The 11,946-nt window shown below is 72.1% G+C and carries 7 protein-coding genes; 2 read left to right on the top strand and 5 right to left on the bottom strand.

The window, feature by feature from the left end; all coding sequences use genetic code 11:
• Positions 1-142: 142 nt before the first annotated feature.
• Positions 143-1,399, top strand: a complete 1,257-nt coding sequence (locus tag V5F61_RS15295; protein ID WP_393989678.1) for a glycerate kinase type-2 family protein — start codon at positions 143-145, stop codon at positions 1,397-1,399.
• 250 nt (positions 1,400-1,649) lie between these two features.
• Positions 1,650-2,276, top strand: a complete 627-nt coding sequence (locus tag V5F61_RS15290) for a GNAT family N-acetyltransferase (protein WP_393989679.1) — start codon at positions 1,650-1,652, stop codon at positions 2,274-2,276.
• Positions 2,277-2,364: 88 nt separating this feature from the next.
• Here V5F61_RS15290 and V5F61_RS15285 read toward each other — a convergent pair whose 3' ends face one another.
• From V5F61_RS15285 to V5F61_RS15265, 5 genes are all read right to left on the bottom strand, one after another.
• Positions 2,365-2,694 (bottom strand): SMR family transporter, encoded by a 330-nt coding sequence (locus V5F61_RS15285; protein ID WP_393989680.1) that lies wholly within the window; start codon positions 2,692-2,694, stop codon positions 2,365-2,367.
• A gap of 559 nt (positions 2,695-3,253) precedes the next feature.
• Positions 3,254-6,568: an error-prone DNA polymerase gene (locus V5F61_RS15280; protein ID WP_393989681.1), complete on the bottom strand. Its 3,315-nt coding sequence runs from the start codon at positions 6,566-6,568 to the stop codon at positions 3,254-3,256.
• Between the two features lie 5 nt (positions 6,569-6,573).
• Positions 6,574-9,069, bottom strand: coding sequence for a Y-family DNA polymerase (locus tag V5F61_RS15275; RefSeq protein ID WP_393989682.1), 2,496 nt, complete (start codon positions 9,067-9,069; stop codon positions 6,574-6,576).
• Entirely contained in the window at positions 8,978-9,694 is a 717-nt protein-coding gene (locus V5F61_RS15270) for an ImuA family protein (protein ID WP_393989683.1), read from the bottom strand. The genes V5F61_RS15275 and V5F61_RS15270 overlap by 92 nt, the downstream gene beginning before the upstream one ends.
• Positions 9,695-10,086: 392 nt before the next feature.
• Positions 10,087-11,937, bottom strand: coding sequence for a mechanosensitive ion channel family protein (locus V5F61_RS15265; RefSeq protein ID WP_393989684.1), 1,851 nt, complete (start codon positions 11,935-11,937; stop codon positions 10,087-10,089).
• Between the last annotated feature and the right edge of the window lie 9 nt (positions 11,938-11,946).

Genomic DNA, 11,946 nt, shown 5'->3' with positions numbered 1-11,946 from the left:
CTGACACGCCGCCGAAAGAGGGACGCCCCTCCCCCATAGAGCATTTCCACCGGTCGTTGAAATGCGAATATGCCCCCCGGCTGCCGCCCGCCACCGCGATTCGCGTCCCGGCGGACTGCGGCGCGACAGGCGAGCCCCAGCGATGCCGACGGAAAAGGACATTCTCCTCGCCGTGTTCGAAGCCGCGCTCGCCGCCGCGCTGCCGGAGGGCAAGTTCGCCGGCCGGCTGCCCGCCCCGCCCAGGGGGCGCACCCTGGTGCTCGGCGCCGGCAAGGCCGCGGCACGCATGGCGCGGGCCTTCGAGGCGGAATGGGGGCGCCCCTGCGAGGGGCTGGTCGTCACCCGCTACGGCCATTGCAGCCCCACCCGTTTCGTGGAGGTGGTGGAGGCCGGGCATCCGGTGCCGGACGCCGCCGGGCTCGAGGCCACCCGCCGCATCCTGAAGCTGGCGCGCGGGGCGGGACCGGACGACCTCGTGGTCTGCCTCATCTCCGGCGGGGCTTCCGCGCTGCTCACGGCGCCCGCCGCCGGCCTCACCCTCGCCGATAAGCAGGCGCTCAACGCGGCGCTGCTGGCCTCCGGCGCGCCCATCTCGGTGATGAACCGCGTGCGCAAGGCGGTCTCCGCGGTGAAGGGCGGGCGGCTCGCGGCCGCCATTTATCCTGCGCGGACCGTGACTTACGTGATCTCCGACGTGCCCGGCGATGATCCCGCCATCATCGGCTCGGGGCCCACCATTCCCGAGCCTTCGGCCCCGGAGGCGGTGCTGGAGCTGCTGGCGCGTGCCGGCATCGCCGCCAACCCCGCCCTCGCCGCGGCCATCCGCGCCAACCGGATGGAGGGGGCGCCGCCGCCGGCGCCCGTGCATCTCATCGCCACGCCGCTGATGGCTCTGGAGGCCGCCGCTGCGCGGGCGCGGGCCATGGGCATCACGCCGCTAATCCTGGGCGACGCCATCGAGGGCGAGGCGCGGGAGGTGGGCACCGCCTTCGCCGGCATCGCCCGCTCGGCCGCGGTCCACGGCCTGCCGGCGCGGGCCCCGTGCGTGCTGCTCTCGGGCGGGGAAACCACGGTGACGCTGCGCGGCGCACCGGGCGGGCGCGGCGGGCGCAACGCGGAATTCCTGCTGGCGCTCACGATCGCTCTCGGCGGACAGCCGGGCATCGCCGCCCTCGCCTGCGACACCGATGGGATCGACGGCACCGAGGACAATGCCGGCGCCTGGAGTGATTCGGGCACCATGGAGCGGGCGCGGGCAGCCGCGCTCGACCTCCCCGCCGCCCTGGCCCGCCATGACGCTTACGGCGTCTTCGCAAAGCTGGGCCAATTGGTGACGACCGGTCCCACATTGACCAATGTCAATGATTTCAGGGCGATATTGGTGCAGCAAGGGAGGTAATGCCCCCATCAGCGATATGATCTCGGCTGAATGAGGGCGTATGCCCGCCGCCAGATCGTGACGGTTCTGCAAAAGGCGCATAGCGCCGGCAGAATGAGCAATTCCAACACTTTGGCACGCCGGGACAAGGCCGGGAAGCCCTTTCTTACCGAAAGGTTAACGTCAGCACCCTTGACCTTTGCTGCGCTGCACATAATTTTCGGCGGTGGAGGAACCGGAGGGCTTCAAGACGCCAAGTCTGGAGACCAACATGACCGAACAGGTCACACCGGGCATCATCCGCAAGCTTTGGGCCGGGGAAGCGGAGATCTTCAAGGATCATCTCCTCCGGCTCGATGTGGAGAGCCGGCGATACAGATTCGGCTCAGCGGTGTCTGCCGAGTTCATCGAGCGATATGCGGCACGGGCCTTCCGCACCGGCGCTATCGTTCATGGCTATTTCGTCGACGGCACGCTCAGGGCCGCGGCGGAGCTTTATCCGATGGGCGACGTTCTGCCCGGGGAGGCCGAGGCGGCCTTCAGCGTGGAGCGTGAATTCCAAAACCACGGGCTCGGCACCCTGCTGCTGGAGCGCGTGATTCTCGCCGCGCGCAATCGCGGCATCCGCAGCCTGTGCCTGAACTGCCTGGCGCAGAACCGGCGGATGCAGCAGATCGCCCGCAAGTTCAACGCCGAGCTGAGCTTCGACACCGACGAAGTGGTGGCGGCGCTGAAGGCACCCTTCCCCACGGCCCTGTCGCTGGCCCGCGAGGCCGCGGCCGATGCCCAGGGCATGGCCGGCGCGGTGCTGCAGGCCCAGCGCCTCGCTACCGTGCGGCTGTTCGACATGTTCATGCCCGCGAACGACGAGAATGAGCTGGCGGCCACCGGCTCCTGAAGCCGGAATGCCCCTGAAGTTCGGAATGGGCGGCGCCTTCGGGCGCCGCCTTTTTCATTTTTGCTTGGGCGTGAGCAGCACTTGGGCGTCAGTGGGCAACCGTCTTCGAGAACAGGTTGACCACCGCGACGCCCGCAATGATGAGGCCGAGGCCGATGACCGCCGGCAGGTCCAGCGCCTGCCCGTAGTAGAGCCACGCGAAGGCCGCCACCAGCACGATCCCCACTGCCGACCAGATGGCGTAGACGACGCCCACCGGCAGCTCCCGCACCGTGATCGACAGGCAGTAGAAGGCCACCACGTATCCGACGACGACAACGACGGACGGCAGCAGGCGGGTGAAGCCCTCGGTGGACTTGAGGGTGGAAGTGGCGATCACCTCGGCCACGATGGCGACTGCGAGATAGAGGTAGCTCATGGTCGGGACGGCTCGTGGTTCTGCGGGCTGGAACGCCTTGCGCGCATCGCCTCGCGGCGCCTCCGAGAGGTGCGATCGGGGCATTCTCCGCGCGCGGTCAGCGATCCGCCTCGTGTGAAAATGCTCCGGGCACGGCCGGCGGGGGCTGGAGGAAGGCGAATGGTCGGCAAGTCGTCCGGACGGAGGGATGAGACGGCCGAGCACCTCGCTCCGGCCCCACGGCGCAAAGACGAAACACCAGAGCGCCGCACCCCATTGCATCAGCCTATTTTTCTTTTCAGGAAAAAGATATCCTCGTTTTGAAAACTTTCCCTCCAGAATGCCCGCTTCGGGGCCTCATGCCATTACCCCGATCCTTGAGGCATTGCCCCATGTCACAGCATCGAAGAAATGCCATAGATCATTGATTTAATATACTTTTCTTCACACAGTCGGTGGCTGCCCCGCTCAAAAACGCTTTAGGCCGGCGCCGTATGGATTTCTCCTGAACGCTGCGCGGGCTTGGCGATGGCCCCCGCCCCCGAAAAGGGCCCATAGAGACGCCCAAGGGCCCTCGGCCTCAATGAAAATTGTGGCCCCGCGGCATGGCGGTGCCCGGATCGTCCCCGGCCGCGGTACGCGCGGCGCCGGGCGCACGCCCTTCGCCCAAGGGCTCCAGCAGGTGGCCCCAGTCCTCCACCCGCTCCGCCACCAGGTGGATCACGCCCTGCTCGTTCTGCAGCCGGCCGCGCACCATCACCAACCGGGCGCCCATCACCTGCGGGCGGAACGCCTCGAACACCCGCGGCCAGACGACGACATTGGCCCAGGCCCCCTCGTCCTCCAGGGTCATGAAGATGACGCCGCTCGCGGTACCCGGCCGCTGGCGCACCAGCACCAGGCCGGCGAGGGAGAGCCTGCGGCCGCTCGCCATGCCCGGCAGGTCGGCGGCGGGCGTCACTCCGCGCCGCTGAAGCTCGCCGCGCAGGAAGGCGAGCGGATGGGCCTTCAGGGAGAGCTTCATGTGGCGATAATCCGCCACCACCTGGGCCCCCGGCGGCAGCGCCGGCAGCTCCACCTCCGCCTCCCGCGCGGGGCCGGGCGGGCCGGCGCGGAACAAGGGCAGGTCGTCCTTATCGCCGGCGCGGCGCAGGCCGCGCACCGCCCACAGCGCCGCCCGCCGGTCGAGGCCGAGGGCGCGAAAGGCATCCGCGTCAGCAAGCTTCTCCAGGGTGGCGGGGGGAAGGGCGGTGCGCAGCCACAGGTCGCGCACGGAATCGTAGCCCGCACCGCGTTGCGCGACGAGGCGCTCCATCTCCTCCCGCCGGAGCCCCTCCACCTGGCGGAAGCCGAGGCGCAAAGCGTGGGTGGCGCGGATATCCCCGGCCATGTCGCGGTGGCGCGGATCGAGGCGGCGGGCGGCGGGCACCTCGCCCTTCTCCAGAGTGTGGTCCCAACAGGAGGCATTCACGTCTACCGGGCGCGCCTCCACCCCGTGCTCGCACACATCGCGCACCAGCTGGGCCGGGGCGTAGAAGCCCATGGGCCAGGCATTCATGAGCCCGGCCGCGAACACATCAGGATAGTGGCATTTCAGCCACGCGGAGCAGGCGACGATGAGGGCGAAGCTCTGCGCATGGGAGCGCGGAAAGCCGTAGGAGCCGAAGCCCTCGATCTGCTTCCACAGGCTCTCGGCGAAGTCGCGCGTGTAGCCGTTCCTCAGCATGCCGCCGATGAGCTTCTCGTGGAAGGTGCCGATGGTGCCCACCCGCTTGAAGGTGGCCATGGCGCGCCGGAGCGCATCCGCCTCTCCCGCCGAGAAGCCGGCGCCGACCATGGCAATCCGCATGGCCTGCTCCTGGAACAGGGGCACGCCGAGAGTGGATTCCAGCACCTCCCTCAGTTCCTCGGAGGGATAATCCACCGGATCGAGCCCCTGCCGGCGCCGAAGGTAGGGATGCACCATGCCGCCCTGGATGGGGCCGGGTCGCACGATGGCCACCTCCACCACCAGGTCCTCGAAGCACTCGGGCCTGAGGCGCGGCAGCATGGTCTGCTGGGCCCGGCTCTCCACCTGGAACACGCCGATGGAGTCCGCTCGCTGGAGCATGGCATAGAGGCGCCCGTCGTCGGAGGGCGCATCGCCGATGCGCGTCATCGCGATCCCGTAATGCGCCTGGAGCAGGCCGAAGCACTTCTTCAGCGCCGTCAGCATGCCCAGGGCCAGGATGTCCACCTTGAGCAGGCCGACGGTTTCCAGGTCGTCCTTGTTCCATTCGATGATGGGCCGCTCCTCCATGGCGGAGCGCGTCAGCGGCACGGTCTCGTCGAGCCGCTCGTGGGTCACCACCATGCCGCCCACATGCTGGGAGAGATGGCGCGGAAAGCCGATGAGCGCCTTCGTCAGCTCCAGCACGCGGGCGAGCCGCGGCTCGTCGGGGTCGAGGCCGAGCCGGCGCGCCTCATCCGCATTCACCCCGCCCGAGGACCAGCCCCAGATGGTGCCCGCGAGCGCCCCCAGCAGATCCTCGGAGAGGCCGAACACCTTGCCCACCTCCCGCACCGCCGAGCGCGAGCGATAGGTGGTGGTGGTGGCAGCGAGCCCCGCATGGGCGGCCCCGTAGCGGCGGTAGATGAAGGCGAGCACCTCGCCGCGCCGCTCGTGCTCGAAATCGATGTCGATGTCCGGCGGCTCGCCGCGCTCCTCCGAGATGAAGCGCTCGAACAGGAGCTCGCTCTTCATGGGGTCCACATCGGTGATGCCGAGGCAGAAGCACACCGCCGAATTGGCCGCCGAGCCGCGCCCCTGGCACAAGATGCCCTCGCCCCGCGCGAAGCCGACGATCTCGTGCACGGTGAGGAAATAGGGCGCGTAGGCGAGCCGGCCGATGAGGTCCAGCTCGTGGTCGAGGGACCGGATCACCTTATCCGGCACCCCTTCCGGGTAATGGGCGTGCGCGCCCGCCCAGGCGAGGGCCTCCAGCGCCGCCTGGGGGCTCTTGAAGCCGTCCCGCGTCTCGCGCGGGTAGCTGGGCTGCAGCTGGTCCAGCGAGAAGCCCAGGCCGGAAAAGAAAGCGCAGGTCTCCTCCACTGCCTCCGGCAGGGCGCGATAGAGGCGGGCCATCTCCGCCGCCGGCTTCAGGTGCCGCTCCGCATTGGCGGCGAGGCGCGTGCCGGCCGTGTCGAGGGTCACATGCGCGCGGATGGCGGTCAGCACGTCCTGCAGGGGGCGCCGGTCGGCATCATGGTAGAGCGCGTCCAGGGTGGCGAGGAGTGGAACGCGCGCCGCCGCCCCCACCGCCTTCAGCCGGGCGAGGCGGCGGGCGTCGTCGCCCCGGAAGGCGACGGGCGCGGCGAGCCAGAGGCGGCCCGGCGCCGCCTCTCCGAGGCGGGAGAGGAAGGCCGCGAACCCCTCCGACAGGCGACGGGGCGGCATCACCGCCAGATTCAGCCCCTCGGCCCACGCGAGCAGGTCGTCGAGGACGAGGATGCAGTCGCCCTTCTCCGCCCGCATGTTGCCGGTGGTGAGCAGGCGGCACAGACGGCCGTAGGCGGCCCGGTCCCGCGGATAGGCGAGGATGTCGGGCGTGCCGTCGGCGAACGCCAGCCGCGCGCCCACCGCCAGCGGGAAGCCCTGCGCCTCGGCCTTGGCATGGGCGCGCACCACCCCCGCGAGGGTGTTGCGGTCGGCGATGCCGATGCCCTGATGGCCCAGCGCTTCCGCCGCCGCCACGTATTCCTCCGGATGCGAGCCGCCGCGCAGGAAGGAGAAATTGGTGGTGACGGCCAGTTCCACGAACCGCGGCGGCGCGGCCGGCGCGCGCGGCGCCGGGCGGTGTTCCGGCAGGCGCGCAAACGCCGCGGGTCCGGGCTGCGGGGCGTGGGGCGGGGTCATGGACATCACCCGAACAGGCCGTGGAGGAACCAGGACGGCCCGTCCGCCTGCGCCCCATAGAGGCCGGCGCGGAACAGCCAGAAGCGCCGGCCGGAGAGGGTCTCCACCCGGAAATAGTCGCGGGCCGGCAGGTCGGCGCCGGAGCGCCACCATTCGGCGGCGATGCGCTCCGGCCCCTCCGCCCGCGCCACGATGTGGCTCACGCGACGCCAGCGGAAGCGGATGGGCGGCCCGTCGGGCACCTCCGCCACCGCCTCCACCGGCTCCGGCCTCTCCAGCAGGCGCAGCGGCCGGGCCGGGCCGGCGAGATCGGGCGCGTCGTCCGGGACAGAGCGGGCCTCGGCGCCCCCGGCTTTGCCTCGCCACCCTCGCGCAGCCTTTTCCCCGGCGCTCTGCGCGCCGGCGCGCGCCGGCTCCGGTCCGCCTCCAGGCACAGCGCCCCGGTCGTCCATCGGCTCGGGCGCCCCACCCTCGCCCGGCATGAGCCCGCGCACATGCCCCGGCGCGGCGCCTGTGCCACTCTCCGGGGCCGGCCGGCATCCGTCGTTCTCCCGCAAGAAGGGGAAAAGATCCCGTGACACCGGACGCTCCAATGCCCACGGCCCGAATGTGACACAGCCTGCCGTCGCGGCGCCGCTCCCGCGCGCGGCCGGGGGGCGGGAAGCCGGAAGGGCACCATCGACCGGCGGAAAAGGCACCTTCTCATCCGGACCGCCAGCCTCGCCATCGAGAATGACCCGCCCCGCCACGGCGCCTCCGGCCAGGCCCCCAGGCTCCCGCTCGACCACGAGGGCGCGCTCGGCCACCGGCGGGAACGGCGGCTCCGCGGCCCGGCGCACGTCCGATGCCGCCGTGCGCCCGGATGTCCCCTCCCCCGCGCGGAAGCTTGCGCGCACGAGGAAGAGAGCCTCATCCCACGCGGGAAGCCGGCCCGGCGCGTTCGCGCTCACCCGCCTGCCCCCGAACGCGGTCTGGAAAGGCAGGACGGGCGGATCCGCCGGCAGCAGTGCTCCGGTGCGCCCTTCCCGGAGTTCCGGCTCCCGCCTGACACCGTCCGCTACCTCCACAGCAAGGGGCTGCCGCGCCATCTCCCCCGGCATGGGCTCCGCGCGCGCGGCCGGCGGCGGCCTCATCCCATCGGGCCCAGGCGCAGCGGAAAGGACCTGCTGGGGAAGCGACCGGGCCGCCTCCGGCAAGGGCGGCGCCCGCACTTCTTCCGGCACCGCCATCCCCGGCGCGCACGCCGCCAGGGCCGGAACGGCGCCGGCCCAGCCGCGCGCGCCCTGAGCCGGCACCTCCCGGCAGGCATGCTCGGGCACGTAGCGATCCTGAAGCTCCAGGCGCAGCACCCGTTCGCTCCCGAAGCGGGTGGCGAGCCGGTCCACCAGGGCGTCCAGGGCGCGGGCCCAGTCCTCGTCCGCGCCGAACCCCTCCTGGCGGATGTCGAGCGGTGCCGCCTCGCGCACGGCGAGGCGCACCAGCTCGAAGCCGAAGCCGGGATCGAGGCTGGAAAGGGCCGCCACCTTTTCCGCGAACAGGCGGCGCACCACCTCCGGGTCGCGCAGCGGGCGGCTGGTGCCGATGGACAGGCGCGTGACCTTCCCGTCCATCCGGAACAGGGCGAGGTCGAGCCGCCGCGCCCCCACCCCGTGCCGTTCCATGGCCCCGGCGAGGGTGGCGGCGAGGTGGGCGGCGAGGCCCAGCACGTCCTCCACCCGCTCCACCGGCTCGGCCAGGACGCGCTCAGCGCAGAAGACGGGCGGGGGAAAGCGGTAGTCCACCGCCGTGGGCACATGGCCCAGGGCCTCGTCGAGACGCCGCAGCAGGTCCATCCCGAAGCGGGCAGCGAGCGGGGCGCGCGGCTTGCCGAAGAGGTCGCCCACCCGCCGGAAGCCGAGCCGCGCCAGCGCCTCCACCGCCGGACCGGCGAGGCGGAGGGCATCAGGCGGCAGGGGCGCGAGCAGAGCGGAAAGGTCTTCCTCCGCCGGCACCACCACCCCGCCCCTGCCGGGGGCGAAGCGGGCGAGGGCGAAGGCCGCCCCGCCGGTGGCCGCGAGCGCCGCCCGCCCCATGAAGCCCGCCGCCGCCACCCGCCGCAGGAGATCGCGCACCAGCCCCTCCTCCCCGCCGAACAGGTGGGCGCAGCCGGTGACGTCGAGCATGAGCCCGTCCGCGCCGTCGAGGGAGACGAGGGGCGTGTAGCGCTCGCAGGCATCGGCGAGGCGGGCCAGCATCCGCGCCGCCTCGTCCGGCTCCGCCGCGCTCACCTCCAGGGCGGGGTGGCGGGCGCGCGCATCGGCCAGGGGCAGGCCGGGGGCGAGCCCCAATGCCGCGGCGGGCGCATTGACGGCGGCGAGCCGCAACGCCCCCTTCTCCATGGCCACCACCACGCGCGGGCAGGCCCGCGCCTCAGGCGACATCCGCCGCACGACGAGATCCGTGGCGAAGCGCGGCAGGGCGAGGCTGAGGTAGCGCCGTTCCGGCGCGGTCGTGCTGCTCATGGTCGTCCTCCCCGTCCTCTTTCCCATCCGGTGCCGGCCGGAACAGTCCGGCGCGAAAGGTGAGCGGCCACGCCCCCACGGGGCCGAAGCGGTTGCGCGCGAGGCGGGCGGAAAAGCGCGGCGCGCCGAGGCCGCCGAGCCCGTCCGCCGCCGGGCTCGGCAGCGCGGAGATGCGCCAGCGGGTGAGGGCGGCGCAGGGGGCTGGGTCCGCCTTGTGGCGCCAGACGAGCCCCAGCCGCTCGGAGTCGCGCACCGCGAGGGAGAGGCGCCGCGTGGCGGTGAGCGCCTCGGGCACCGGCGACAGGAACTCCCCCAGGACCGCGGACAGGCCTGCGCATCTCAACCCCTCCTCCATCACGAACAGCACGTCCTGCGGCTTGCGCACGCGCACCAGCAGCAGCGCCTCCGGCGGCAGGCCGAAGGCCGCGAGCCCCGGCCCGTGGAGCCGGCCCGCCTCCCATTCCGCCATCTCCTGCACCACCAGCAGCACCGGCCGCCGCAGCCGCGCCACGGCCCGCGCGGCGAGGCCGAGGACAAAGGCACCGAGCGCGCCCTCCTCCCCCGGCGTTCCAGCCGCTTCGTGCAGCGCCCCGCACAGGAGGCCGCCGCCGAGGGCCTCATCCACCTGCGGCGCGCCCAGGCAGAGGCGCGGCGGGACGGGCTCCGCCAGGCCGCGAAGCCGAGCGCCCGGCGATGCCGACGGCAGCCCGGCGGGCCCGGCCTCCGGAGCAATCCTGCCCCCAGGCGGCAATGCTCCGGCGGGCGGTATCCCAGCCCCCCGCCCCTCCGGGCCGCCGCCGTGCTCAATGGTGGCGATGAGGCCGCGCAGGCGTGCGAGATCGGCCGCGGTCCGGGGTGCGCGCGGAGAAGTCATGACGGTTCTGCCGCCTCTTGTTCCCTGTTTGTTCTAGATAGATTCCGGAACCTGCGGAGGGAGTCAAGACCCTCGCATCCTCCCGCGCCTAGCGGGCTTGGGCAAACCCGCCGGGCGCCTGTGGAAGACCGAAGCCGGCGGGATCAGGCCTGCCCGGCCAGCCCGACCCCGGGCACCTCCACCCCCATCTCCCGCAGGATGCGCGCCCGCGCCTCCGCGTCGAGGCCGGCATCGCGGGCAAGGTAGGCGGTCCGGCTGGGAAAGGCGAGGCCGCTGCCCGCCGCCTCCACCAGGCGCACGATCTCGAACAGCAGATGCTCCTGCACCTCCAGGAACTGTGCGAAATCACCGGTGCGCACATGGGCTTTCACCTCGATGGTGAAGGCGCTGTCGCCGAGCCCGGTCAGCGCCGCCCAGGAGCGGCCGGGGGTCTGCTCCACCATGGGATGGGTGGCGAGCAGCCCGCGCAGCTCCCGCAGCAGCCAGCGCAGCTGCTCGGACGAGGTCTCGTAGCGCAGGCCCACCTCGTGCTTGAACAGGCACTCGCGGCGCAGGGAGACATTGATGATGTGGCGCTTGGCGAAGTCCCCGTTGGGCACCGTGAACAAGGTGCCGTCGAGAGCGCGGATGCGGGTGGAGCGCGGGCCGACCGCCTCCACCCGCGCGAACTGGTCCTCGAAGCGGATGGTGTCACCGATCCGGAACGGCCGGTCCGCAAAGATGGACAGCCCGCCGATGAGATTCTCCAGCGTGGACTGGGAGGCGAGCGCCACCGCGATGCCGCCCACCCCGAGGCCGGCCACCAGCCCCAGCGCGGGAATGCCGATGTTGTTGGCGCCATAAAGCAGCACGGCGCCCACCGCCACCATCCCGCCGAGCCGCGCGGCGAGGCGCAGCAGGTGGGCGTCGTAGCTGTTCTCGGGGATGCGGGGGGAAGCGATGATCGCCTCCGCCGCCAGGAAGCAGGCGTTCCATGCCAGCCACGCCCCGGCCGTGTAGACCACCAGCGTGGAGAAGATGCTTTCCGCCGCGGAGAACCGCCCCGAGGGGTGGATCTGCAGGCGGATGAACACCACAGCCACCAGATAGAGCAGGATGAGCACCAGCGGGGTGGAGAGCCGCCACCCCAGCTGCCGCACCCGCCCGCCCCTGCGCCCGGCCCTCTGCGCCAGCCGCGCCCACAGGGTGGCGGCGAGGAACACCGCGCCGACCAGCGCCACCGAAAGGGCCGCCTTCCAGGCCGGCGTGTCGAGCACCGGGTAGAAAGCCGCGGGCGGCAGCTCCTGTTCCAGCCCCCCAGGGAACAACGGACCCGTGAAGTTCACCTGCACATGGTGCCAGCTCTCGAATGCCGAGGGGCGCAGCGGCGGCCGGCCGATGATGAGGGCGTGATATTGCGGCAGGTCCTCCAGGCTGGCGGCGGTGAACAGGTATTCGCCCACGCGCGGCCCGCCCGCCACGCGGGCGATCTGGATATCGGTGCCGGGGATGTCCCATTTCTCCGGCAGCTTGCCCCAGTCCCGCCCGGGGGCGCCGGGAATCTCATCCGCGGGCAGCTCGGGCAGGCGGGCGAGGATGTCGACGAGATAGGTGATGGCCGCGCTCGCCACCTTGTCGCGGATCGCCGGCGGCAGGGGCGCGAGATCGAACAGCCGGCGCGCGCGCAGCTCGGTGGCCGCCAGGGCCAGCTCCTTCTCGCGCGTCTTGTGGGCCGCGTAGTCCAGATACTGCGCCTCGAGCCGGCGGCTCTCCTGCAGGAAGGACTGGAAGGTCGCGCTGGGGCTCGACGTGTCGAGGGGGTCGAGGGGATTGGAGAGGCCCGAGCCCCCCTGCGCGCCCGCCGGCCCCGCCACGGAAAGGGCGAGAAGGAGCGCCAGCGGCAGGGCGAGCACGAGGCGCCAGAGGGCCCCGGCCGCGCGCGATGCCCGCGCGCCCCGCCCGGGCGCCCCGAAGACCTGCCCCGCCACCGCTTCACGCCCGCCCGCTCGAATCACGCGCCTGCT

This window comes from Xanthobacter sediminis (assembly GCF_043195015.1).
In the GTDB taxonomy this organism is placed as follows: Bacteria; Pseudomonadota; Alphaproteobacteria; order Rhizobiales; family Xanthobacteraceae; genus Xanthobacter.
Note: the sequence above shows the minus strand (reverse complement) of the source record. Positions and strands in the feature narration are given on the sequence as shown.

Excerpts from the sequence above, each read along its gene's own strand:
- V5F61_RS15295 (WP_393989678.1), top strand. The coding sequence starts at position 143 with ATGCCGACGGAAAAGGACATTCTCCTCGCCGTGTTCGAAGCCGCGCTC.
- V5F61_RS15290 (WP_393989679.1), top strand. The coding sequence starts at position 1,650 with ATGACCGAACAGGTCACACCGGGCATCATCCGCAAGCTTTGGGCCGGG.
- V5F61_RS15285 (WP_393989680.1), bottom strand. The coding sequence starts at position 2,694 with ATGAGCTACCTCTATCTCGCAGTCGCCATCGTGGCCGAGGTGATCGCC.
- V5F61_RS15280 (WP_393989681.1), bottom strand. The coding sequence starts at position 6,568 with ATGACCCCGCCCCACGCCCCGCAGCCCGGACCCGCGGCGTTTGCGCGC.
- V5F61_RS15275 (WP_393989682.1), bottom strand. The coding sequence starts at position 9,069 with ATGAGCAGCACGACCGCGCCGGAACGGCGCTACCTCAGCCTCGCCCTG.